Source organism: Bradyrhizobium sp. 62, assembly GCF_023073035.1.
In the GTDB taxonomy this organism is placed as follows: domain Bacteria; phylum Pseudomonadota; class Alphaproteobacteria; order Rhizobiales; family Xanthobacteraceae; genus Bradyrhizobium.
Window position 1 is genome coordinate 194,051 of the sequence record NZ_JADPIT010000014.1, and the last position, 23,787, is coordinate 217,837.

A 23,787-nucleotide genomic window follows, 5' to 3' on the forward strand; every position below is an offset into this window, starting at 1 on the left:
TGATCCGCCGGGCCGGCAGCGCCAGCCCCGAGGCGATCAGCGCCGAGCGGACCCGCTCGCGCGCCTCCGACACCGCCTTGTCCGGGAGACCGACGATCGCGAAGGCCGGAAGACCCGGCGCGACCTGCACCTGCACGTCGACCGCGCGGGCCTCGATCCCCTCAAAGGCGACGGTAGAAACCCGCTGAACCATGCCCGAACCAGCCTGCCCTTTTGCACAATTAGGGGTAGCAGAGCGGGCCGGCTCTTGCAAGAACAATACAGGAACATGCTCAGGGGCCGGGAGGTCCTAACTGATCGTAAACACGACGAAGACACTACGCCTCGAATGCAAGCTGCTCTGCTCAGCACATCCCAACGAATGTCCGCTACTCCTAGGGGTGCGGGATGGGCCGTGGTCTAACGGGTGAACAATTCAAATGCTTGCAAATCGCCGGAGAAGCGAACGACGGATGTGCACGCGGCTCGCCAAGATTCACTTTGGCGCGGGTTCGCTGCCGCGGGATTGCACGATCACGGATATTTCGGATGGCGGCGTGAAAGTGGTGGCGGAGTTCCTGGAAGTGCCGCCGCAATTCACCATCATCTTCGCGCCCGACTATTCCAGGCAGTGCCGCCTGCGCTGGCGCATCGGCTGCGAGTTCGGCGCTGAATTCACCGACTGAGCCGCGCAAGCGCCCCGCCTTAACGGGACTTTAGCGTTAATCGGTAAGCATCTCTGATCAGTCGCCGAGTGATCAGAGTATGTCCAAGCGTTTGTCCGTCGCCTCTCCTCCGGCGAGATATCTGTTTTCCGCGCTTCTGATCCTGGCTCTTGGCGGCTGTCAGACCACTGGCATCGAGGACATCACCGGCGCGCTCGGCGGAAAGTCGGAAACGGCTGGCAAGTCCGATACCAAGCCCGACGTGAGGCCGGACATGGACGCGCTGCGCGAGCGCTATCGCGCCAAGCCTGGCGATCCCAACGTCGCGCTCGAATACGGCAAGGCGTTGCGCCAGACCGGCCAGCGCGCGCAGGCGCTCGCAGTGCTTGAGCAGGCCGTGCTCGCCCATTCCAGCAACAAGGCGCTGCTCGCAGGCTACGGCCGCGCGCTCGCCGACAGCGGCAGTTTCCAGCAGGCGTTCGACGTCCTCGGCCGCGCGCATTCGCCCGAAGATCCCGACTGGCATATCCTGTCGGCGCAGGGCGCCGCGCTCGATCAACTCGGCCGCAACGAGGAAGCGCAGCAATATTACGCCGCCGCGCTCAAGATCGTGCCGGACGAGCCGTCGGTGCTGTCCAATCTCGGACTGTCCTACATGCTGCAGAACAATCTGACGCGGGCAGAGGAAACGATGCGCCGGGCGCACGCGCGCAATCCCGCCGATTCGCGCGTGCGCGCCAATCTCGCACTCGTGCTGGGACTGGAAGGAAAGCAGGCCGAGGCCGAAACCATCGTGAAGGCGGACCTGCCGCCGGATCAGGCGGCGGCAAAGGTCACGGCGCTGCGGCAGTTGCTGGTGAAAAAGCAGCAGCGGGCGGAGAAGTAACCCGCCCTCGCGCGTCAGGATGCCTTGCTCAGGATGCCTTACGATGCGGGGCTGACCCGCGCCCCGATCGACCCTTCAGCTTCTTCAGCAGCGGCCCGAGCAGCGAGCGCTTTGGCTTCTTCACCTCGCCGCGCCCGGCAAGGCGGTTCGCCATGTTCTGGAACAGCTCGGTGGTGCGGTGGCTTTTGGAGACCTCCGCGATCATCTGGCCGTTGTTGGCCGCGGTCGAGAACAGCTTCGAATCGAACGGGATAACTGCGATCGGCTGGCTCTCCATGGTCTTGGCGAAGGCCTTGACCTCGATCTCCGCACGCTTGGGCATGCCGACCTGGTTGATGCAGTAGAGCGGTGGCCGGTCGTTCGGCCGCGCCGCCTTCAACACGTTCAGCATGTTCTTGGTGTTGCGCAGGTTCGCAAGATCGGGCTCGGCCACGATCACGATGTCGTCCGCGTTGACCAGCGCGCGTCGCGTCCAGCCCGACCATTGATGGGGAACGTCGAGCACGATGCAGGGCGTGGTCATGCGCAGCGTGTCGAACACCGCATCGAAGGCCTCCGCGCCGAAATCGTAGACGCGGTCAAGGGTGGCAGGCGCGGCAAGGAGGCTGAGACGCTCGGTGCATTTGGAGAGCAGACGCTCCATCAGGGCCGTGTCCGGCCGATCCTGCGACAGCACCGCATTGGCGATGCCCTGCACCGGGTCCTGGTTGTAGTCGAGACCCGCGGTGCCGAAGGCGAGGTCGAGATCGATCACGACGGAATCGAGTGCGAGGTCGCGGGCGATGGTCCAGGCCACATTGTGCGCGACGGTGGAGGCGCCGACACCGCCCTTGGCGCCGACCACCGCGATGACGCGGCCGGTGATGATGGTTTCGGACGCCGAGAACAGGCTGCAGATCGAGCGGACGACGTCGAGCGTCTCGACCGGTCCCACCACATAGTCGTTGACGCCGCGGCGGACCAGCTCGCGATAAGGCGCGGTGTCGTTGGGATTGCCGATCACGACCACGCGGGTGCCGGGATCGCAGACGCCGGCGAGGTCGTCGAGGCCCTCGAGGATGTCGCGGGTGCCGTCGGATTCGATCACGATGACGTTCGGCGTCGGCATCGTTTCATAGACTTCGATTGCCGCAGCTAGGCCACCGTCCTTGGCGGTGAGATGCGCCTTGGCGAGGCGGCGATCCTGCCCGGCCGCGGTCACCGCGGCGAGCGTCTGCTCGGTCTCGCAAAAGGCCTGCACGGAGATGCGAGGAACCGGCGCAATGTGTTCCTCGGGGTGCTGCGGATCGTCCGCTTCTTCGTCGTGGACGCGTGTCATCTGCCTGTATCGCTGAGTTTGGCCTTGTCGGCGTCTGGATTCATGGTCGCGATCGGCGTGCCCTTGCGATAGCGCTCGAAGGCCACGTCACGCCGTGCGTTATAGGCCGGCGTCTCGGACCGCGGCTGCTCGAGGTCGGCCGGATTGTCGATCATGGCCGCGAGGTTGCGCTGGCTGGCGCAGCCCAGATTGAAATAGGGCCGGTTCTCATTGTAGCCGGGGTCGAGGATGGAGGGGCCGAGATCTTCCGGCCACAGCCCGCAGGGGCCCGCGACCGCGGCGATCCGGGAATAGCTCAGACGGATGGTGGGCAGCAGTCCGGGATCCTCGGGCCGATAGGGATGCTGGACGATGGCACGCGCGGGTACGCCGCCGGAGGCGAGCACGGAACGGATCTCGTGATAGGTCGCTGCCGCCGCGCGCGAATTCGCGGCGTTGACGGGGACGTCGACGATGACCGAGCCGGTGCCTTCGCGCACCCAGTCCCGGGCAATGCCGGCGACGTCCGCGTGCTGCGCGGCCGAGAGGCCGCCGCGAGCCTTGCCGACGAAGATCACGATCGACTTCTTGGCTTCCTCGACCGCGATCGGGTGACGCTGGCGATAGTCGGTCGGCACCGTCTGGGTGACGACCTCGCCGGTGGTGTTGCAGGCGCCCAGCATGACGGAGAGCCCCGTCAGTGCCAGCGCGACGCTCAACTTGCGACGTCGATCGGCCATGGTCTTCGTCATCGCTTCATCCCCTCGTGCCCCGTCTCTTGCCGTCTCTTGCCCCATTCCCAAGCCGTCCGTTCGTCATCAGTCGATGATGAAGCCGAAATCACCGGGCGTGCCCGCGATCGGATCGACGCGGCGCGCGATGCCATAGAGGCGGTTCATGCGGCCGAGCAGCGCGGTCTGGGCATCGGACGCCGGTGCGAAGCCGTCGTCGGGCCGGGACAGCTCCTTCTGGGCCACCGCGCGCACCACATAGGGCGTCACGATCACCATCAGCTCGGTCTCGTTGTTGACGAAGTCCTGGCTGCGGAACAGCGCGCCGATGATCGGCACCTGGTCGACGCCGGGCAGGCCGTTGATCGCCTGTTTGGTCTGCTGCTGGATCAGGCCGGCCATCGCCATCGAGCCGCCCGAGGGAATTTCCAGCGTCGTTTCGGCGCGGCGGGTCTGGATCGACGGGATGGTGATTGAGTTGGTCGAGTTCGAGGACAGCGCCTGGGTGACCGTGATGGCGCTCTGGTTCGACAGCTCGGACACCTCGGTCATGACGCGCAGGCTGATCCGGCCCTCGCTCAATACCACCGGGGTAAAGTTCAGGGAGATGCCGAACTTCTTGTAGGTGATCTGGGTGGTGCAAACGTGGGTGACGGGATCGCAGGCATAGCCGGACGGAATGGGGAATTCGCCGCCGGCGATGAAGGTGGCGGATTCGCCGGAGATCGCGGTCAGGCTCGGCTCGGCGAGCGTGCGCATGACACCGGCACTTTCCATCGCGCGCATCGTGGCGCTGACGGTTGCGAAGCCCTTGGTGAGCCCAGCGACACCTAATCCGTTGTTGCTGACGATCGGTCCGCCGCTGACCGAGAACGGGTTGGAATTGTTGAAGTTCACCACCGCCGTGCCGGCATTCAGGCTGGCGCTGAGATCGACGCCCAACTGCTTGACGATATCGCGGCGCACTTCGCCGACGACGACCTTGAGCATCACCTGGTCGCGGCCGCGCACGACGATGTTGTTGACGACCTTCTCGGAGCCGCCGACCAGTTTGGCGGCGACGTCGCCGGCCTGCTGGGCCTCGACCGGGCTCGACACCGAGCCGGTGAGCATCACGCTGTCGCCGACGCCCTCGATCTGCACGCCCGGCAGCGACTGACGCAGCGCCGTGCGCATGCCGTTGAGATCGCGCTTCACCGCGATGTCGTAGGCGGCGACCTGCTGGCCGTCGGCGGCGAAGAACACGACGTTGGTCTGGCCGACCTGTCCACCGATGATATAGGCGCGTTGGGCCGAGCGGATCACCGCATTGGCAATCTTGGGATCGGCGACCAGCACGTCCTTGACGTCGCGCGGCAGGTCGATCACAGCGGACTTGCCGACGCCGAGCGACAGGAAGCGCGTCTTCGCCGGTGCAATAGTCCCGACCGGCGACACATCGAGATCCGCTGCTTGCATGGGCGCCTGGTCGCCGACCGGCGCATCCGCGGCGCTGACGACATCGGGGGCTGCGAGCAGCCCCAGGATCAGCATCGTCCCCGTCCAGACCGAGCGCGCGCGATTCCCCCGAATGCGCATGCCCGTCCGATCATCCCCAAAGTTCATCATATCCCCATCACTTCTGTGACGTCAGTTGCCGCGCCTGTACGCCGTAGCGGATTATGTTGACTCCGCTGGACCGCTTGCTCGCCTGGTCCTCGGGCGCGCTGTCGACCGAGTTGACATCGACGATGCTGCGCAGCGCGAGTGTCAGCGTGCCGCCCTGGCGCGCTGCCGATAGCGTGGCGACCTGGTCGGGCTTGAGCTCGAGCGTGACGGTCCTGCCGACGACGGCGTTCTGGCCGTCCTTTTCCTTCGGCGCCTGGTCGATCGCGAGCACGCGGATATTGGTCAGAATCGCCTCGGACAGGATGAGGTCGTTGCCGGCGGCCCCGTCGGGATTCTTCAGGCGGCGGGTCAGCACGATGTCGACGCGGTCATTCGGCAGGATGAAGCCGCCGGCGGCAGTCTCGGCTGAAATCTCGGTGGAGACGGCGCGCATGCCCGACGGCAGGATCGCGGCCATGAAGCCGGAGCCGTCGGCCTTGACCAGCTTCTGCTCGCGGATCGGCTCGCCCTGCATCAACGGCACGCGTGCGATCGAGCCTGCGATCTGGATCTGCGCCTCGGGCCTGTTGTCGCGGCGGATGAAGGCGCTGCTCGCGGTCGCCGCCGGCCAGACCTGCCATTGCAGGTCCTCGGGCTTTACGGCTTGACCGAGCTGGATGTCGTTCTTGGCGACCAGGACCTCGACCGTCGGCAGTTTCTCGGCGACGGGGAGAACGGGCGCGGGCTTGTTGTCATAGCCGCTCGCCAGATACGCAGCGACGCCGCCGGCGCCCAGTGCGATGACGAGAACGACAATGCGTGCGGTGTTCATACGCTTCTACTCTTACGCGGGGCACTCGAACCGCACCTGGCGGGTTCCCCGTGTCGATGAGTAGGCAGTAAAAGTATAAGCGGTGTTGCGAGGCCGAATGCGATCGACGGCCGCGCTGTGGTCTTTCGGCAGATGGTGAACGTCGCGTTAGCCGGTCGGCCACTGGCCCCGTAGTTTCACGCAGTTGCGGCCCGTGCGTTCGAATGATGCGCGCCGCGTCATGGTGAATGCGTGGTTAGTGATGTGTGGGGTGATGCTTGATGCCGGCATGCAGTGAGATGGAAACAACGCGCCACATCACCGCTGTCGTCCTGGCTTTCGCCAGGACGACATTGAGGAGGCTACGGGCCGATGCCTACTTCGCCCGCTTCTGCTCGATCACGTCCCAGAGCTTTGCGGCAACGTCCGGTCCGCCGAGCCGCGCGATGGCGCGGATGCCGGTTGGCGAGGTCACGTTGATCTCGGTGAGGTTGCCGTTGATGACGTCGATACCGACGAACAACAGCCCGCGCTCGCGCAGCGCCGGGCCGACGGTGGCGCAGATCTCGCGCTCGCGCGGCGTGAGCTCGGTCTCCTGCGCTGCTCCGCCGCGCACCATGTTGGAGCGGAGGTCGTCGGCGGCCGGCACGCGATTCACCGCGCCGGCGAACTCGCCGTTGATCAGGATGATGCGCTTGTCGCCGTGCTTGACCTCGGGGATGAACTGCTGGATCACCCAGGCTTCCTTGAATGTCACCGAGAACATGTCGAACAGCGAGCCGAAATTCATGTCCTGCGGCATCACGCGGAATACCGCCGCGCCGCCATGGCCGTGCAAGGGCTTCATCACGACGGCGCCATGCTTGTCGCGAAACGCGTTGATCTCGTCGAGGTCGCGCGAGATCAGCGTCGGCGGCATCAGCTGCGGAAAGTTCATCACGAACAGCTTTTCCGGCGCGTTGCGCACCGAAGCGGGGTCGTTGACGACGAGCGTCTTCGGATGGATGCGTTCGAGAAGGTGCGTCGAGGTGATGTAGGCGAGGTCGAACGGCGGATCCTGGCGCAGCAGCACCACGTCGAAGCCGTTGAGCGCCTCGCGCCTGGGTTCGCCCAGGGTGAAATGATTGCCGGGCTCGTCGCGCACGGTGAGCAGCTGAACCGGAGCGACGATCTCCTCGCCGACCATCGAGAGCTTGTCGGGCGTGTAATAGGACAGACCATGGCCGCGCTTCTGCGCCTCCAGGAGCAGCGCAAAGGTGGAATCGCCCTTGATGTTGATGCGGGCGATGGGGTCCATCTGGACGGCGACGTTCAGTTTCATGGTCTGCCTTTCAGGTCGAGGCGTCGAATGCCGCCAACACATGGCGTGGAAGTGACCGCGGCGCAATCAGCATGGCATCGAATCGCATTTCAAATTCCGCATGCTCGGGATGCGCAACGAGCCAGCCTTGCGCGGCGTCGATGATGCGCTGCTGCTGGCGCGGCGTCACCGCGAAGGCGGCGTCGTCCAGGGTCGCGCGCGCCTTGACCTCGACGAAGGCAATCAAATTGCGGCGGCGCGCCACGATATCGATCTCGCCATGCGGCGTGCGGAAGCGCTTGGCGAGAATGCGGTAGCCCTTGGCCATGAGATAGGCCGCGGCGCGGCTTTCCGCGGAGATGCCGGTGCGAAACGCGGCGATACGCTCGGGCGATGCGATTTTCGGTTCCGCCGGCGTCTCAGTCTTCGCCATCGCCGCCCCGCAGATCTTTGGCAAGCTCGAGCGCGCGGGCATAGACCTGGCGGCGCGGCCGGCCCGAGAGCGCGACCGCATGCGCCACCGCATCCTTGACGCTGTTCGCGGCGAGCTGCTCGCGCAGGAGGTCGTCGAGCGCGTCCGATGTCAGCATCTCGGCATCGGCCGCAGGCGGAGCGATCACCAGCACGAATTCGCCGCGCGTCTCCAGCGTGTCGGCATCGCGCGCGAGCTCACGCAGCGTCGCGCGCGAAATCTGCTCGTGCAGTTTGGTCAGCTCGCGGCAGATCGCGGCTTCACGGGTCCCCATGATCTCGGCGAGCTCGGCGAGCGTGTCCTGCACGCGATTGCCGGAGTCGAACATCACCAGCGTCGCATCGATGCGCGCAAGCTCGGCCAGGCGCGACTTCCGCGCGGCTGATTTGGAAGGCAGAAAGCCTTCGAAGAAGAAGCGGTCGGTCGGCAGCGCTGCGACCGACAGCGCCGCCAGCACCGAGGACGGGCCGGGCAGCGCGTAGACCGCGTGGCCGGCGGCGCAGACCTCGCGCACCAGCTTGTAGCCGGGGTCCGAGATCAGCGGCGTGCCGGCATCCGACACCAGCGCGATCGAGTCGCCCTGCGAAAGCCGCTCCAGGATCCTCGGACGGGCCGCTTCAGCGTTGTGCTCGTGATACTGCTTCAGCTGCGCGGAGATGTCGTAGCGCTCGGTCAGACGCCGCGTGATCCGGGTGTCCTCGCAGGCGATGACATCGACCCCGGCGAGGGTCTGCAGTGCTCGCAGCGTGATGTCGCCGAGATTGCCGATGGGGGTCGCGACCAGGTGCAGGCCAGGCGCGGCCTTCGGCGCGACAAGCCGATGGGCGTCGATGGAGAAACCGCGCGAGGCGGGCTCCGTAGTCTCAGGTGTATTTATCGGGGACGGCTTTGCGCGCATAATCAGACGAACTTAGGCATGATCCCCGGGACTGGGAACCGGTCCCCGGAAAAAGATCGTGCCTGGGCAAGGGGCGAGGCAAGGAAGGACTGGAATGTGATCCATTCGACATCACATTCCCCAGGGAATGAAGCGTCAGCGCCATATTCGCGGCGGAAACGCCGCCTTGATGCTAGGTGACGGACGGCGGACAGCTAGCCAGAACTTGAGAGGAAGCCGCGTTAAGCGGGCATTATCCTTTTGTTTGAGTTAACTATTTGCCGACAATATGCCTGAATTCACGACTGGTGTCGTGGAGTATCGTGAGCGGCTGGCGACGGTCGGTCAGAAGAGAAACTGTCATGACGGGCCCGCGTGATCCCAGATCTTCCCTTCCGGAGGAGTCTCCCGTTCAGGGGCCCCTGATATCAGGGGCGACCCGGCGAAGCGCGCTCGGCCTGTTGCTCGGCGCGCCGCTGCTGTCGGCCTGCGCCGGCGTGCAGCAGAGCCTGAGCCAGTTCTCCAATCCGTTCAGCAGCTCCTCACCGCCTCCGGCCCAGCCGGCCGGCCCGCCACAGCAGGCGACGACCGCCGGCACCGGCGGAGTGAAGGTTGCCGTGATCCTGCCGCTCTCGGCATCGGGCAATGCCGGCCTCGCCGCGCAGTCGATGCGTAATGCCGCCGAGATGGCGCTGGCCGAGTTCCAGAATCCCAACATCCAGCTCCTGATCAAGGACGACAATGGCAGCCCGCAGGGCGCGCAGGCCAGTGCGCAGCAGGCGGTCGACGAAGGCGCCGAGATCATCCTGGGTCCGCTGTTCGCGCAATCGGTGCCTGCAGTGGCGCAGATCGCGCGCACGCGCGGCATCCCGGTGATGGCATTCTCGACCGATTCCAGCATCGCCGGACGCGGTGTCTATCTGCTGAGCTTCCTGCCGGAGTCCGACGTCAACCGCATCGTCGAATATTCCGCCAGCATCGGAAAGCGCTCCGTCGCCGTGCTCGTGCCCGACAATGCCTATGGCAACGTGGTCGAGGCCGCGGTGAAGGCGGCGGTGCCGCGTCGTGGCGGGCGCATCGTCGCGTTCGAGAAATACGGCGCCGATCGCGCCACGCCGGCCCGGACCGTGGCGCAGCAGCTCGGCAGCGCCGATGCGCTGTTCATCGCCGATGATGGCGACGCCGTCGTCTCGGTCGCCGATGCAATGAGCGCGGCGGGTGCGAATCTGCGCAATATCCAGCTGCTCGGCACCGGCCTGTGGGACAGTCCACGCGTCTATGCCAGCCCAAGCTTGCAAGGTGGCCTCTACGCCGCCCCCGATCCGGCCGGCTTTCGCGCCTTCTCCGGCCGCTATCGCACCAAATACGGCGCCGAGCCGATCCGTACGGCCACGCTCGCCTATGACGCCGTCGCCCTGGTCGCCGCGCTCGCGCGCACGCAGGGCACCACGCGCTTCTCGTCCGACGTGCTCACCAATCCTTCCGGATTCGCCGGGATCGACGGCCTGTTCCGCTTCCGCGCCGACGGCACCAACGAGCGGGGCCTTGCGGTGATGAAGGTCACGACCGGCGGCGGCGTTGCGGTGGCGGGCTCGCCGAAGAGTTTCGGAGCGTAGCTGTTTCCTCGACGTCGTCCTGGCTTTCGCCAGAACGACGATGGAGAGACCTTACGCCGCCAGATCCGCGACCACCGCGTCCAGCACCGGAAAACCGCTGCTGGTCACGCGCAGCCGTCCTGTTGCATCCACCGTGATCGCGCCTTCTTCGCGCAGCAGCGTGATGCGCTTCGGATCGAGCGAGCGGCCTGACAGCGCGCGGTAGCGCTCGGGGTCGATGCCCTCGACGAGGCGCAACCCCATCAGCAAAAATTCGTCGGCGCGCTCCTCGCTGTTGAGGAGATCGTCGGTGACGATGCCGTGGCCGTTGGTCTCGACCCGCATCAGCCAGGCTTCGGGACGCTTCTCGGTGGCAATGGCGTGCCTGATTCCGTCGATGTCGAGCCGGCCATGGGCACCGGGGCCGATGCCGGCATATTCCTCGCCGCGCCAGTAGACCAGATTGTGCCGGCACTCGGCGCCGCGCCGCGCATGATTTGAAATCTCGTAGGCGGGCAGGCCGAGCTTGTCGCAGGTCTCCTGCGTGACGTCGTAGAGCGCGCGTGCGACCGCTTCATCAGGCGTCTTCAGCTTGCCGGCCTGATGCAGGCCGAAGAACGGCGTGCCTTCTTCGATCGTCAATTGATAGAGCGACAGATGCTCGGCCGCCTCGTCGATCGCGAGACGCAACTCATCGGCCCACATCGCCGGCGTCTGGTCGGGACGGGCATAGATCAGGTCGAACGAATAACGATCGAACGAGCGGCGCGCGATGGCGACCGCGTCGAGCGCCTCGCGCGCGCTGTGCATGCGGCCCAGCGCTTTCAGCGAGACATCGTCGAGCGCCTGCACGCCGAGCGAGACGCGGTTGACGCCGGCGGTGCGATAACCGGCAAAGCGCGTGGCTTCGACGCTGGTCGGGTTTGCCTCCAGCGTGACTTCGACGTCCTTCGCCACAGTCCAGTGCTTGCCGATGGCGTCGAGCACAGCGCCGACGGTTGCAGGCTGCATCAGCGAGGGTGTACCGCCGCCGAGAAAGATCGCGGTGACTTCGCGTCCGGGCACGCGCTCGGCGGTCGCAGCGATCTCGCGCGCGAAAGCCGACGCGAAGCGCGGCTCGTCGATCGCGGTGTGGCGGACATGGCTGTTGAAGTCGCAATAGGGGCACTTCGACAGGCAGAACGGCCAGTGCACGTAGACGCCGAAGGCTTCGGATTCTTGTTTTGACGCGTTTTCCTGGCGCGAACCGGTATCCACTTCGCTCGAAAACGCTCTAGCGCGGCTCAAGGCAGATCTCCGCCAGTTTCACGAAGGCGCGGGCGCGATGCGACAGGCCAAGACCGAGCGGCGGCAGGCCGTGCTTCTCGATGCTCTCCATCTCGCCGAAGGTACGGCTATGGCCGTCGGGCAAAAACATCGGGTCGTAGCCGAAGCCGGCGGTGCCGCGCGGCGGCCACACCAGCGTGCCGTCGACGCGCGCCTCGACCTCTTCGAGGTGATCGTCGGGCCATGCAACGCAGAGCGCGGACACGAAGTGCGCCTTGCGCTTGGCGGGCGTGGTCGCGCCGCGCTCCTGCAACAGCCGTTCGATCTGCGCCATCGCCGCGGCAAAATCCTTGTTCGGACCGGCCCAGCGCGCCGAGTAGATGCCGGGCGCGCCATCGAGTGCGTCGACCACGATGCCGGAATCATCGGCGAAAGACGGCAGCTTGGTCGCCTGCGCTGCCGCAATCGCCTTGATCGCGGCATTGCTGCGGAAATCGTTTCCGGTCTCTTCAGGCTCGGGAAGGCCGAGCTCGCCGGCCGACACCGCCTCGATGCCGTAAGGCGCGAGCAGCTCCTTCATCTCGGCGAGCTTGCCGGGATTATGGGTCGCGATGACCAGCTTTCCGGTGATTCGGCGATGCATCGGGCTATTGACTACGCTACCGCCAGTTTCTGCAAGTCCACGAGGCGCGCGACGCCCTTGCGCGCCAGCGCCATCAACGCCAGGAACTCGGCTTCCGTGAACGGCTCGCGTTCCGCGGTGCCCTGAACTTCGATGATGCGGCCATCGCCCGTCATGACGAAATTGGCGTCGGTATCGGCTTCGGAGTCCTCGGCATAGTCGAGGTCGAGCACGGGCGTGCCCTGGTAGATGCCGCAGGAGATCGCGGCGACGTTGTCGCGCAACACATTGGCTTTGACCATGTTGCGCGCCTTCATCCAGGTGATGCAATCGGCGAGGGCGACCCAGGCGCCGGTGATCGAGGCCGTGCGGGTGCCGCCGTCGGCCTGGAGCACGTCGCAATCGACCGTGATCTGGCGCTCACCGAGCGCTTCGAGATTGATGATGGTGCGAAGCGAGCGGCCGATCAGGCGCTGAATTTCGACGGTGCGGCCGCTCTGCTTTCCTGCGGAGGCCTCGCGGCGGGTGCGTTCCGAGGTCGCGCGCGGCAGCATGCCGTATTCGGCGGTGACCCAGCCACGGCCCTGGCCCTTCAGCCACGGCGGCAGGCGGTCTTCCAGCGTGGCGGTGACCAGCACGTGGGTGTCGCCGAATTTCACCAGGCACGAGCCTTCCGCATATTTGACCACGCCGCGCTCCAGCGTCACGGGGCGCAATTCGTCGGGCGCACGGCGGCTTGGCCGCATGGGAAATCCTCCAAAACTCTCGGAAAAGGGCTGTTGGCGGTGCTTGTAGGGGGGGTGAGGGTGGGCGGCAAGGGGGAAGATCGAGGCCTTATTCACCCCCGATTTTCAATCCGCGAACGCCACGCTTGTCAGAAGCCCCAAGGATAGACAAATTACCTGTATCTGAGAGGAGTTACGGTCTGTGGCCCATCACGATCCGATCCATCTGATCGCGCCGCGCGCGGGCCTCGCCCAGCTCAACGAGCGTTCCCGCGACATCTTTCGCCAAATCGTCGAAAGCTACCTCGCGACCGGTGAGCCGGTGGGCTCGCGCAATATTTCGCGCCTGATCGCCATGCCGCTGTCGCCCGCTTCGGTCCGCAACGTCATGGCCGACCTGGAACAGCTCGGCCTGATCTACGCCCCGCACACCTCGGCCGGCCGGCTGCCGACGGAACTCGGCCTGCGCTTCTTCGTCGATGCCCTGATGCAGGTCGGCGACCTCAATGACAGTGAACGGCAGGCGATCCAGAGCCAGTTGACCTCCGTGGGCCACGCGCAATCGGTGGAGGCTGCGCTCGAGGAGGCATTGACGCGGCTCTCCGGCCTGACCCGCGCTGCCGCGGTCGTGCTGACGCCGAAATCCAATGCGCGGCTGAAACATATCGAATTCGTCCGCTTGGAACCGGAAAAGGCATTGGTGATCCTGGTCGGCGAGGACGGGCAGGTCGAAAACCGCGTTTTGACGCTGCCGCCGGGGGTTCCATCCTCGGCGTTGACCGAAGCCGGCAACTTCCTCAATGCGCGGATCCGGGGCCGGACCCTGGCCGAGGCGCGGTTGGAGCTCGAGACCGCGCTCGGAGAGGCGCGCACCGAGCTCGATCAGCTGACGCATAAGGTGATCTCGGCCGGGATTGCCAGCTGGTCGGGCGGCGAGAACGAGGATCGGCAGCTCATCGTCCGCGGCCACGCCAATCTGCTCGAAGATTTGCATGCGCTGGAGGATCTCGAGCGCGTTCGCCTGCTGTTCGACGATCTCGAGACCAAGCGCGGGGTCATCGACCTGCTCGGGCGGGCCGAGACTGCGGAAGGCGTGCGGATCTTCATCGGCAGTGAGAACAAGCTGTTCTCGCTGTCGGGCTCGTCCACCATCATCTCGCCCTATCGGGATGCCGCTGGCCATATCGTGGGCGTTTTGGGCGTGATCGGGCCGACGCGGCTGAATTATGCCCGCGTGATCCCGACCGTGGACTACGCTGCCCGCATCGTCAGCCGGCTCCTGGGGGGCTGACCGGCGTCTCCCCCGATCACGGGCGCTTGATTTTCGGCGCCCGAAGCACGATATCCGGGCCAGAAACCCCCTGAGATGAATGCGAAAAGAGAGCCGATGACCGATCGAGACCGGCAACCCGAAGACACGAGTGCTGCGGCCGGCGAGCCCGTGGTGTCAAAACCCTACATCATGCCCGACGATCCCGAGCCCGGCTCGGTCGAGCTTCTGCAGAAGGAAGTCGCCGAGGCGCGCGACCGCATGCTGCGGACGCTGGCCGAGATGGAGAATCTGCGCAAGCGCACCGCCAAGGAGGTCGCGGACTCCAAGCTCTACGGCGTCACGGGCTTTGCCCGCGACGTGCTCGACATCGCCGACAACCTCCAGCGCGCGCTCGATGCCGTTCCGGCCGAGGCCCGTGCGGCGGCCGATGCTGGCCTCGCCTCGCTGATCGAGGGCGTCGAGCTGACCGAGCGCTCGCTGCTCAGCGCGCTGGAAAAACACGGCGTGAAGAAGTTCGACCCCCTGGGCCAGAAGTTCGACCCGAACTTCCAGCAGGCGATGTTCGAGGTGCCCGATGCATCGGTGCCCGCGGGCACCGTCGTGCAGGTCATGCAGGCCGGCTACACCATCGGCGAGCGCGTGCTGCGTCCTGCCTTGGTCGGTGTCGCCAAGGGCGGCGCCAAGGCCGCGCCCGCCAACAGCAACGAGCCGAACGGCGCGGCGAACTGATCGATCCTCATGCTGAGGAGGCGCGCTAAGAAGCGCGCTCCTCAGGATGAGGGTCTTGCAGTTCGGTCGCGCCTCTTACGCGCTCGCCGCGATATCCGCGGACTGAATCCGCTTCACGCCGGCCTTGGCCATATCCGCCCAGGCTTTTGCGAGCGAACCCTGATTGTCGATGCCGCGGCAGGCGTCTTCCACCACATAGACCTCGAAGCCCGCCTTGCGCGCGTCGAGCGCGGTCCAGGCGACGCAGAAATCCGTCGCCAGCCCCGCGACGAAGACGCGCTTGATCTTGCGCGCCTTCAGATAGCCGGCAAGGCCGGTCGAGGTCTTGCCGTCGGCTTCGAGAAAGGCCGAATAGCTGTCGACGTCCTTGTGAAAACCCTTGCGGATGATCAGCTCGGCGTGCGGGATCGCAAGGTCTTTCGACAGCGCGGCGCCGTCGGTGCCCTGCACGCAATGGTCGGGCCACAGCACCTGCTTGCCGTAGGGAAGATCGACGGTCTCGAACGGCTTCTTGCCGGCGTGGACTGATGCGAAGGAAACATGGCCTTGCGTGTGCCAGTCTTGCGTCATCACCACGTTCGAAAATGCTTTCGAGATCTTGTTGATGACGGGCACCACCTGCTCGCCTTCCTTCACGGCAAGGCTGCCGCCGGGCAGGAAGCAATTCTGCACGTCGATCACGAGCAGCGCGGATGCATCGTCCGGCTTGATCGATGTGGCCGCCAGAATCGCGGTTGGCGCGAGCGCCGCGAGCGCGCTCGTCCCGAGCGCCGCCAAGACTTGTCGCCGATCCAGCATCATTCGCCTCCCTCAAGGATGAACTCAACGGAAGGGGAGCCTAGTTCCGTTCGTATACGAACAGAAGCCCGAAAATGCAGCCGGCTTTGGTGAGTCGTTGGGCTGCTGACCGGATATCTTCGCCGGGACGACGATGAGTGTCGGGCTAGCCCTTCGGCTGGATGCCGTCGCGGACCGCGCGGAAGCGGGTGAAGGCGGCCGGCCATTGCTCGCGCGGGGCGCTGGCGATGATGCGCAGCGAGGCGCCGCCGCTGCTGAAGCGGATCCACTGCACCACAGTCACCGGCGTCTTGTCCTTGCCGCTGACGCCGTCGATCCGGGTCTCGAAACCCTGCTGGCCGCTGATGCGGATCGGCTCGGACATGGTGACGCGCGACTCGCGCACGCCGGGAATCTGGAGCGCCGCCTCCTGGGCGAAGCGGGCGCGGTCGTCGGCGGCTTGCGGGGTGGCGCCAATCACGCCGAGGATGATGAACGGCTTCGATTCATAGCCGGAGCTCTCGTCGCCGTCGGCCAGGATGATGCTCGAGCCCGGCGCCAGCGTGCGAACGTCCTTGAAGTCGGCGAGATCGGTGATCTTGAACGGCATCAGCGCGATCTGCTCTTCGGCCGAGACCTGCTTGCGGGTGACGACGCTCGCAAACATCTGCCGCACCGCCTCGTCGGTGTAGATCTTGATCGCATTCTCCGGAATCTGCACCGCGACATAGCCGGAGAAGCCGGCCCCCGGCACGATCATCGAATAGCGCCGCACCGGGGTCTCGCCGGCCTTGCCGCTCTCGGTCGTGAAATAGGCAAGACCCGCGGGCGTCTCGATCTTGTCCTGCTTGACGCCGTTGGCTCCGGCTGGATTGGAGTTGAAGGCGCTCACGACCTCGCCATAGGCCGCCGGCGGCAGTTCTGTGATCAGCACCTTGACGTTGCCGTCCTCGCTCTCGAAGCCGGGAAAGGTCTTGGCCGTGTTGAGACCGACCAATGGCACCATGCCGAGGCGCAAGCCGGGTGGGAAAACGGCGTCGGCAGCCAGAGCCGGAAGCGCAGAGGCAACGAGGAGGGCGAGCGCAGCAAGGGGGCGGATCAGCTTCATGGGCACTCTGATTGGTTCACATTGAGGCCGTTCGATGGTCGGCCACCGGGCCGCTTTGTCGCGCGACTCAGCCAGATGACGAGCCCGCTCGGCCGCCCCGCCTTTTAGCGGGTTTGGTCTTGCCGCAACAGGGCAGGGCGGAACGCGGTAGCGGATGCCGGCCGATCGCGGGACCTGTTAATAATTCCTCACCCGCAAGGCGGGTTCAGCCCGGATATGATCTTCCAAAACCCAATGTTTTCACGGCCGAAACTTGCGTTCGGTCCTTGCGGGCCCCTCCCCCCCTCCTATATGAGCGTCAACCATCGCAATATCGCGAATGTTTGATCTTAGGGGGTTTCGGTTCGGGTGCCTTCTGGGCCCAGCCAACCTGCCGCAAAAACAAGGATACAGGACCATGGGAAAGGTCATCGGGATCGACCTCGGCACCACGAATTCGTGCGTCGCCGTAATGGATGGCAAGAACGCCAAAGTCATCGAGAATTCCGAAGGCATGCGCACGACGCCTTCGATCGTCGCCGTGACGGACGACGGTGAGCGCCTCGTCGGCCAGCCTGCCAAGCGCCAGGCCGTCACCAATCCAGAGCGTACGTTCTTCGCAGTGAAGCGCCTGATCGGCCGCCGCTACGACGACCCGATGGTCGAGAAGGACAAGAAGCTCGTTCCGTACAAGATCGTGAAGGCTTCCAACGGCGACGCCTGGGTCGAGGCCGACGGCCAGACCTACTCGCCCTCGCAGGTCTCGGCGTTCATCTTGCAGAAGATGAAGGAGACCGCGGAAGCCCATCTGGGCCAGAAGGTCGACCAGGCCGTCATCACCGTGCCCGCCTACTTCAACGACGCCCAGCGCCAAGCCACCAAGGACGCCGGCAAGATCGCGGGCCTTGAAGTGCTGCGCATCATCAACGAGCCGACCGCGGCCGCGCTCGCCTATGGCCTCGACAAGACCAAGACCGGCACGATCGCCGTGTACGATCTCGGCGGCGGCACGTTCGATATCTCGATTCTCGAAATCGGCGACGGCGTGTTCGAGGTGAAGTCGACCAACGGCGACACCTTCCTCGGCGGCGAAGACTTCGACATGCGCCTGGTCGGCTATCTGGCCGACGAATTCCAGAAGGAGCAGGGCATCAACCTGCGCAACGACAAGCTCGCGTTGCAACGCCTGAAGGAAGCTGCTGAAAAGGCCAAGATCGAGCTGTCGTCGACGACGCAGACCGAGATCAACCTGCCCTTCATCACCGCGGACCAGACCGGCCCGAAGCATCTGACGATGAAGCTCACCCGCGCCAAGTTCGAGGCGCTGGTCGATGACCTCGTCCAGAAGACCGTCGAGCCCTGCCGCAAGGCGCTGAAGGATGCCGGCCTCACCGCCGCCGAGATCGGCGAAGTGGTGCTGGTCGGCGGCATGTCGCGCATGCCGAAGGTCCAGGAAGTCGTGAAGCAGCTGTTCGGCAAGGAGCCGCACAAGGGCGTCAACCCGGACGAAGTCGTGGCGATCGGCGCCGCGATCCAGGCCGGCGTGCTTCAGGGCGACGTCAAGGACGTGCTGCTGCTCGACGTGACCCCGCTGTCGCTGGGCATCGAGACGCTGGGCGGCGTGTTCACCCGCATCATCGACCGCAACACCACGATCCCGACCAAGAAGAGCCAGGTGTTCTCGACCGCCGAGGACAGCCAGAACGCGGTCACCATCCGCGTCTTCCAGGGCGAGCGTGAAATGGCGGCCGACAACAAGATGCTCGGTCAGTTCGACCTGATGGGCATTCCGCCGGCCCCGCGCGGCATGCCGCAGATCGAGGTGACCTTCGACATCGACGCCAACGGCATCGTCAACGTCTCGGCCAAGGACAAGGCCACGTCCAAGGAGCAGCAGATCCGCATCCAGGCCTCCGGCGGTCTGTCGGAAGCCGACATCGAGAAGATGGTCAAGGACGCCGAGGCCAATGCCGAGGCGGACAAGAAGCGCCGCGAGGCCGTGACTGCCAAGAACGACGCGGATGGACTGGTGCATTCGACCGAGAAGGCACTGGCCGAGCACGGTTCGAAGGTCGCGGAGACCGAGCGCCGCGCGATCGAGGATGCGGTCAGCGACCTCAAGGAAGCGCTGAAGGGCGACGATGCCGAAGCCATCAAGGCCAAGACCCAAACGCTGGCCCAAGCGTCGATGAAGCTCGGCGAGGCCATGTACAAGCAGCAGGCCGAGGCCGACGCCAAGAAGGATGCGGCCAAGGACGACGTCGTCGACGCGGAGTTCACCGAAGTCGACGACGACAAGAACAACAAGAAGTCCGCCTGAACCCCGCGAGGGTGATGATGCGGACGGCTTGGACCCCACACGCGCCAACGGCCTCCTCCCTCGCGGGGGAGGCCATCGTGTCAGGCTCGACGGGGCAAGGCCTTGCTAAAATCGGCCCCGTTACGATCGATCAATTCCCAGCCGTTATTCTGAATGCTGCCGTGCAACCCTCTGCCGCGAGGCGGAAGGCTGCCTATATCGTTGCATGGCGACGTTGCTTCGCTCCGACTTGAATCGCGATCGGATAGACTGAGCTCATCATGTCCACGTCCACCAAGCGCTGCTATTACGAAACCCTCGAAGTCGAACGCGATGCCGACGATTCCGTCCTGAAATCGTCGTTCCGCAAGCTGGCGATGAAGTTTCACCCCGACCGCAATCCCGGGGACGACACCAGCGAAGTCAAATTCAAGGAAATCAACGAAGCCTACGAGGTCCTGAAAGACAGGGACAAGCGCGCCGCCTATGACCGTTTCGGTCATGCCGCCTTCGAGCAGGGCGGCGGCGGTGGCGGCCCCGGTTTCGGCGCGGGCTTCGCCTCCTCCTTTTCCGACATTTTCGAAGATTTGTTCGGCATGGCCGGACAGCGCGGCGGCCGTGGCGGCCGCGAGCGCGGCGCCGACCTGCGCTACAACATGGAAATCACGCTCGAGGAAGCTTTTGGCGGCAAGACCGCGCAGATCGAGATCCCGGTCTCGGTCACCTGCGAAGCCTGCTCGGGCATCGGGGCCAAGGCCGGCACCAAGCCGAAGACCTGCTCGACCTGCGGCGGCGCCGGACGCGTACGGCAGTCGCAGGGCTTCTTCACGCTGGAGCGCACCTGCCCGGGCTGCCAGGGGCGCGGCCAGATGATCGAAGACGCCTGCCCGTCCTGCTCGGGTCAGGGGCGTGTCACCCGCGAGCGGAATCTGTCGGTCAACATTCCCCCTGGAGTCGAGGATGGCACCAGGATCAGGCTCGCCGGAGAGGGCGAGGCCGGGGTCCGCGGCGGCCCGCCCGGCGACCTCTACATCTTCTTGTCGCTGGCCCAGCACCAGTTCTTCCAGCGCGACGGCGCCGATCTGCATTGTCGTGTGCCGATCTCGATGGTGACGGCGGCGCTTGGCGGCGAATTCGAGGTGCCGACCATCGAGAAGGGCAAGACCAAGGTGAAGGTCCCCGCGGGGACCCAGTCCAGCCGCCGATTCCGCATCGCATCAAAAGGCATGCCGGTGCTGCGCTCGCGCCAGATGGGCGACATGTATGTTCAGGTCGTGGTCGAGACCCCGCAAAATCTCACCAAGAAACAGCAGGAATTGCTGGCCGAGTTCGAAAAACTCTCCTCCGGCAACACCCAGCCGGAATCCGAGGGTTTCTTCACCAAGGTCAAGGATTTCTTCGGTAATCGCGCGAGTTGACGCGTCTTGACCGTGCCGCCTTCGGCCTATACGTCTTTATGACCATTTTCTGACACGCCGCGGTCACGCGGTCCCGGCCGGTCCCGACATGCCATTGCCATCGTCCGCGCGTGCGTTGAAGAAGCCCCGTCTCGATGACGAGGTGCGTTTTCTCCGGTCATGGATTGAAAAGCCCCTCCACATGGGCGCGGTGATGCCGTCGGGCAAGCTGCTGGCCCGGACCATGGCCCACTACGTCGACGTCAATTCGGACGCACCGGTGGTCGAGCTCGGGCCCGGCACAGGCGCCATCACCTCGGCCCTGGTCGAGCGCGGCGTCGACCAGAAGCGCCTCGTCCTCGTCGAATACAATCCAGGCTTCTGCGCCCTGCTGCGCGACCGCTATCCGCAGGCCAAGGTGGTGCAGGGTGATGCCTATCGCCTGCGCGACACGCTCTGGAACGTGCTGAGCGCGCCGGCCTCCGCGGTCGTCTCTGGCCTGCCGCTGGTCACAAAACCGATGCTGACGCGGCTGCGGCTCATTCGCGACGCCTTCACGGCGCTGGCGCCCGGTGCGCCCTTCGTCCAGTTCACCTATGCGGTGGTGCCGCCGATTCCGAAATCGCTGCCCGGCGTGTCCACAGAGGCCTCGGAACGGATCTGGATGAACCTTCCGCCGGCCCGCGTCTGGGTGTATCGCAAGGATTAATTCCGCCGGCATTCCTGTTTGCGTGGCGGGCTCGTTTCGCCGAACGCATGGAAGCGGATGTCCGCACCGAAAATCCTGATCATTCCCGGCTCACTGCGCACCGGCTCGCATAATGCGAAGCTGGCAGCGGTCGCCGCCTATGCATTCGACCAGGCGGGCGTCGACGTCACCCGCATCTCGCTCGCCGATTTTCCGCTGCCGATCTATGACGGCGATCTGCAGGCCAAGTCGGGTGTGCCCAAGCACGCGATCAATCTCAAGCGCATGATCGGCGCGCATCATGGCGTGCTGATCGTCTCGCCCGAATACAATGCCTCGGTGCCGCCGCTGCTGAAGAACGCGATCGACTGGGTCAGCCGCGTGCATGAGCTGCACGAGCCGCGTGGCGAGGTGTTCCGCAACCGTGTCTTCGCACTCGCCGGCGCCTCGCAGAGCCGGCTTGGCGCGGCTCGCGCGCTGCAGGCGCTGCGGCTGATCCTGACTTCCTGCCACGCCAATGTGATTGCCAGCCAGCTCACGCTCGCCTTTGCCGATCAGGCCTATGACGATATGGACAGGCTGAAGCACGAGGGCGATATCGCCGCGTTGAAGGAACTGGTGCGGCAGTTGATCGACATTTGCCAACGCATGATGTGAGGTGACATGACGCCAGCCGAGATTGCCCCGAAAGACCGCCTGATCGTCGCGCTCGATCTGCCCGGCGTTGATGCCGCGGAAGCGATGGTCAACCGGCTCGGCGACAGCGTCACCTTCTACAAGATCGGCTATCGGCTGGCTTATGCCGGCGGCTTGCCGCTGGTCGGCAAGCTCGCCGACAAGGGCAAGAAGGTCTTTCTCGATCTCAAGCTGCACGACATCGGCAACACCGTGGCGCAGGGCGTCTACAGCATCACAAGGCTCGGCGCGACCTTCCTCACGGTCCACGCTTATCCGCAGACCATGAAGGGTGCCGTCGAAGGCCGCGGCAACTCGAACCTGAAGATCCTCGCCGTCACTGTTCTGACGTCCTACAACGAGGACGACCTGCACGCGGCAGGCTTCCGGCTCGGCGTCTCTGAGCTCGTCGAAGCGCGCGCGCAGCAGGCGCAGGTGCTCGGCATCGACGGGCTGGTATCGTCGCCCGAGGAAGTCGGAGCCTTGCGCAAGATCGTCGGCCACCAGATGAGCCTCGTCACCCCCGGCATCCGGCCGGCCGGCGCGGCGAGCGGCGACCAGAAACGCATCATGACGCCGGGCCGCGCGATTGCGGCCGGCGCGGACCACCTCGTCGTCGGTCGGCCGGTGGTGGAAGCCACGGACCCCAAGGCGATTGCCGAGGCCATCCAGGCCGAGATCGCGCAAGCGCTCGGCTAATCAACAACACAGGGAGAAGAACAATGGCAAAAGGCTACTGGATCGGACGCGTCGATGTGAGCAGCGACGAGGGCTACAAGCCCTATGCCGTCGCCAATGGTCCGATCTTCAAGAAATGGGGTGGCCGCTTCGTCGTTCGCGCCGGCAAGTTCACCACCGTCGAAGGCGCCAGCCGCACCCGCAACGTCGTGATCGAATTCCCGGACTACGAGACCGCGATCGCCTGCTACAACTCGCCGGAATACCAAGCCAACATCAAGGTGCGCCAGCCGCACTCCGTCGCCGACCTCATCATCATCGAGGGCTATGACGGCCCGCAGCCGTCAGACGGCTGAGGCGCGCTCAGCTCCGTCATGGCCGGGCCTGACCCGGCCATCCACGTCTTCGGTCTCATATGCGTGGCCGTTCGTGGATGGCCGGGACAAGCCCGGGCATGACGGTGGCGTTTGCCCCTCGGTTGCCGGAACTGCCTCCCCCCGCTACAACGACCGTGAGAGGATCGCACCATGTCCGACATGCGCTTGATTGTTGCTGGAGCCGGCGGCCGGATGGGCCGGGCGCTGACGCGGGCGATTGCCGAAAGCAAAGGCGCGGTGCTGGCCGGCGCGCTGGAGGCACCGGGCTCGGAGCTGCTCGGCAAGGATGCCGGCGTGCTCGCAGGCCTGCCGGCCAACGGCATCAAACTCTCCGGCGATCTCTGGGCGTTGTCAAAGGACGCCGACGGCATTCTGGATTTCACCGTGCCCGCGGCGACCTTGGCCAATGTCGCGATCGCCGCCGAGCGCGGCCTCGTGCACGTGGTCGGAACGACCGGGCTGTCGGGCTCCGACAACGCCGTGATCAAGAGCGTCACCAACCGCGCCGTCGTGGTGCAGTCCGGCAATATGAGCCTGGGTGTCAATCTGCTCGCCGCCGTGGTCAAGCGCGTCGCCAAGGCGCTCGACGAGAGCTTCGACATCGAGATCGTCGAGACCCATCACCGCATGAAGATCGACGCGCCCTCGGGCACGGCGCTGATGCTGGGCCAGGCGGCCGCTAGCGGCCGTGGCATCGCGCTCGACGAGCATGCAGATCGCGGTCGCGACGGTATCACTGGCGCGCGTAAGCCCGGCGACATCGGCTTTGCGTCGCTGCGCGGCGGCACCGCGGCCGGCGATCACAGCGTGAGCTTCCTCGGCGCGTTCGAGCGGCTGACGCTGTCGCATCACGCGGAGGATCGCATGCTGTTCGCCCATGGCGCGCTGAAGGCCGCGCTCTGGGCGCATGGCAAGAAGCCGGGGCACTACTCCATGGCCGACGTGCTCGGCCTGTCTGACATCTGAAGCATGATCCGGAAAAGTGTGAAGCGGT

At 65.3% G+C, this 23,787-nt stretch carries 25 protein-coding genes; 12 read left to right on the forward strand and 13 right to left on the reverse strand.

The window, feature by feature from the left end:
- Positions 1 to 193, reverse strand: a 193-nt coding sequence (locus tag IVB47_RS09485) for a magnesium chelatase domain-containing protein (RefSeq protein ID WP_276576862.1), incomplete at its 3' end; no start/stop codon positions are given.
- A gap of 226 nt (positions 194 to 419) precedes the next feature.
- On the opposite strand from IVB47_RS09485, the gene IVB47_RS09490 reads away from it, so the two are divergent.
- A complete protein-coding gene (locus IVB47_RS09490) occupies positions 420 to 665 on the forward strand; it encodes a PilZ domain-containing protein (protein WP_007598461.1) in 246 nt (81 codons plus the stop codon).
- A 79-nt stretch (positions 666 to 744) separates the two neighbouring features.
- The gene (locus IVB47_RS09495; RefSeq protein WP_247461202.1) at positions 745 to 1,530 is read left to right on the forward strand and encodes a tetratricopeptide repeat protein; all 786 of its coding nucleotides are present in this window, start codon (positions 745 to 747) and stop codon (positions 1,528 to 1,530) included.
- A gap of 28 nt (positions 1,531 to 1,558) precedes the next feature.
- Here IVB47_RS09495 and IVB47_RS09500 read toward each other — a convergent pair whose 3' ends face one another.
- The 7 genes from IVB47_RS09500 to rsmI form a co-directional block, all read right to left on the reverse strand.
- Positions 1,559 to 2,848, reverse strand: coding sequence for an AAA family ATPase (locus IVB47_RS09500; protein WP_106943964.1), 1,290 nt, complete (start codon positions 2,846 to 2,848; stop codon positions 1,559 to 1,561).
- Positions 2,845 to 3,579, reverse strand: a complete 735-nt coding sequence (locus IVB47_RS09505) for a CpaD family pilus assembly protein (protein WP_247285052.1) — start codon at positions 3,577 to 3,579, stop codon at positions 2,845 to 2,847. Before IVB47_RS09505 ends, IVB47_RS09500 begins: the two co-directional genes overlap by 4 nt.
- Before the next feature lie 66 nt (positions 3,580 to 3,645).
- The gene (locus IVB47_RS09510) at positions 3,646 to 5,163 is read right to left on the reverse strand and encodes a type II and III secretion system protein family protein (protein WP_027566223.1); all 1,518 of its coding nucleotides are present in this window, start codon (positions 5,161 to 5,163) and stop codon (positions 3,646 to 3,648) included.
- Positions 5,164 to 5,173: 10 nt separating this feature from the next.
- On the reverse strand, positions 5,174 to 5,977 hold the full coding sequence (gene cpaB, locus IVB47_RS09515) for a Flp pilus assembly protein CpaB (RefSeq protein ID WP_247461204.1): 804 nt from the start codon (positions 5,975 to 5,977) through the stop codon (positions 5,174 to 5,176).
- A 355-nt stretch (positions 5,978 to 6,332) separates the two neighbouring features.
- Positions 6,333 to 7,277: a glutathione synthase gene (gene gshB, locus IVB47_RS09520; protein WP_211395035.1), complete on the reverse strand. Its 945-nt coding sequence runs from the start codon at positions 7,275 to 7,277 to the stop codon at positions 6,333 to 6,335.
- 10 nt (positions 7,278 to 7,287) lie between these two features.
- On the reverse strand, positions 7,288 to 7,689 hold the full coding sequence (locus IVB47_RS09525) for a YraN family protein (protein WP_027514794.1): 402 nt from the start codon (positions 7,687 to 7,689) through the stop codon (positions 7,288 to 7,290).
- On the reverse strand, positions 7,676 to 8,626 hold the full coding sequence (gene rsmI, locus IVB47_RS09530) for a 16S rRNA (cytidine(1402)-2'-O)-methyltransferase (protein WP_247461206.1): 951 nt from the start codon (positions 8,624 to 8,626) through the stop codon (positions 7,676 to 7,678). The genes IVB47_RS09525 and rsmI overlap by 14 nt, the downstream gene beginning before the upstream one ends.
- Positions 8,627 to 8,967: 341 nt before the next feature.
- On the opposite strand from rsmI, the gene IVB47_RS09535 reads away from it, so the two are divergent.
- Positions 8,968 to 10,221: a penicillin-binding protein activator gene (locus tag IVB47_RS09535; protein ID WP_247461208.1), complete on the forward strand. Its 1,254-nt coding sequence runs from the start codon at positions 8,968 to 8,970 to the stop codon at positions 10,219 to 10,221.
- Positions 10,222 to 10,272: 51 nt separating this feature from the next.
- On the opposite strand, the gene hemW is transcribed toward IVB47_RS09535, so the two are convergent.
- Genes hemW through rph form a run of 3 tightly spaced genes read right to left on the reverse strand, consistent with a single transcriptional unit; the run spans position 10,273 to position 12,834 of the window.
- Positions 10,273 to 11,457: a radical SAM family heme chaperone HemW gene (gene hemW, locus IVB47_RS09540; protein WP_247461368.1), complete on the reverse strand. Its 1,185-nt coding sequence runs from the start codon at positions 11,455 to 11,457 to the stop codon at positions 10,273 to 10,275.
- Positions 11,458 to 11,473: 16 nt separating this feature from the next.
- Positions 11,474 to 12,109 (reverse strand): RdgB/HAM1 family non-canonical purine NTP pyrophosphatase, encoded by a 636-nt coding sequence (rdgB, locus tag IVB47_RS09545; RefSeq protein ID WP_027514790.1) that lies wholly within the window; start codon positions 12,107 to 12,109, stop codon positions 11,474 to 11,476.
- A gap of 11 nt (positions 12,110 to 12,120) precedes the next feature.
- Positions 12,121 to 12,834: a ribonuclease PH gene (gene rph, locus IVB47_RS09550; protein WP_247461210.1), complete on the reverse strand. Its 714-nt coding sequence runs from the start codon at positions 12,832 to 12,834 to the stop codon at positions 12,121 to 12,123.
- Positions 12,835 to 13,015: 181 nt separating this feature from the next.
- Between rph and hrcA the strand changes: the two genes are divergently transcribed.
- Positions 13,016 to 14,104, forward strand: a complete 1,089-nt coding sequence (hrcA, locus tag IVB47_RS09555) for a heat-inducible transcriptional repressor HrcA (protein WP_007598483.1) — start codon at positions 13,016 to 13,018, stop codon at positions 14,102 to 14,104.
- A 96-nt stretch (positions 14,105 to 14,200) separates the two neighbouring features.
- Complete coding sequence (grpE, locus tag IVB47_RS09560; RefSeq protein ID WP_007598484.1) at positions 14,201 to 14,815, forward strand: nucleotide exchange factor GrpE; 615 nt, start codon at positions 14,201 to 14,203, stop codon at positions 14,813 to 14,815.
- A gap of 75 nt (positions 14,816 to 14,890) precedes the next feature.
- Here the strand turns inward: grpE and pncA are convergent, their stop codons facing one another.
- A complete protein-coding gene (pncA, locus tag IVB47_RS09565; protein ID WP_247461212.1) occupies positions 14,891 to 15,613 on the reverse strand; it encodes a bifunctional nicotinamidase/pyrazinamidase in 723 nt (240 codons plus the stop codon).
- A gap of 145 nt (positions 15,614 to 15,758) precedes the next feature.
- Complete coding sequence (locus tag IVB47_RS09570; RefSeq protein ID WP_027566216.1) at positions 15,759 to 16,700, reverse strand: hypothetical protein; 942 nt, start codon at positions 16,698 to 16,700, stop codon at positions 15,759 to 15,761.
- Between the two features lie 397 nt (positions 16,701 to 17,097).
- On the opposite strand from IVB47_RS09570, the gene dnaK reads away from it, so the two are divergent.
- From dnaK to dapB, 7 genes are all read left to right on the forward strand, one after another.
- On the forward strand, positions 17,098 to 18,999 hold the full coding sequence (dnaK, locus tag IVB47_RS09575) for a molecular chaperone DnaK (RefSeq protein WP_027566215.1): 1,902 nt from the start codon (positions 17,098 to 17,100) through the stop codon (positions 18,997 to 18,999).
- Positions 19,000 to 19,259: 260 nt separating this feature from the next.
- Positions 19,260 to 20,396, forward strand: a complete 1,137-nt coding sequence (dnaJ, locus tag IVB47_RS09580) for a molecular chaperone DnaJ (protein ID WP_247461214.1) — start codon at positions 19,260 to 19,262, stop codon at positions 20,394 to 20,396.
- A gap of 88 nt (positions 20,397 to 20,484) precedes the next feature.
- Positions 20,485 to 21,084: an rRNA adenine N-6-methyltransferase family protein gene (locus tag IVB47_RS09585; RefSeq protein ID WP_007598495.1), complete on the forward strand. Its 600-nt coding sequence runs from the start codon at positions 20,485 to 20,487 to the stop codon at positions 21,082 to 21,084.
- A 57-nt stretch (positions 21,085 to 21,141) separates the two neighbouring features.
- The gene (locus tag IVB47_RS09590; RefSeq protein WP_247461216.1) at positions 21,142 to 21,720 is read left to right on the forward strand and encodes an NAD(P)H-dependent oxidoreductase; all 579 of its coding nucleotides are present in this window, start codon (positions 21,142 to 21,144) and stop codon (positions 21,718 to 21,720) included.
- A 6-nt stretch (positions 21,721 to 21,726) separates the two neighbouring features.
- On the forward strand, positions 21,727 to 22,437 hold the full coding sequence (gene pyrF / locus IVB47_RS09595) for an orotidine-5'-phosphate decarboxylase (protein ID WP_247461217.1): 711 nt from the start codon (positions 21,727 to 21,729) through the stop codon (positions 22,435 to 22,437).
- Positions 22,438 to 22,460: 23 nt separating this feature from the next.
- Positions 22,461 to 22,772, forward strand: a complete 312-nt coding sequence (locus IVB47_RS09600) for a DUF1330 domain-containing protein (RefSeq protein ID WP_027566211.1) — start codon at positions 22,461 to 22,463, stop codon at positions 22,770 to 22,772.
- A gap of 171 nt (positions 22,773 to 22,943) precedes the next feature.
- Complete coding sequence (gene dapB / locus IVB47_RS09605) at positions 22,944 to 23,759, forward strand: 4-hydroxy-tetrahydrodipicolinate reductase (RefSeq protein ID WP_027566210.1); 816 nt, start codon at positions 22,944 to 22,946, stop codon at positions 23,757 to 23,759.
- Positions 23,760 to 23,787: the final 28 nt, after the last annotated feature.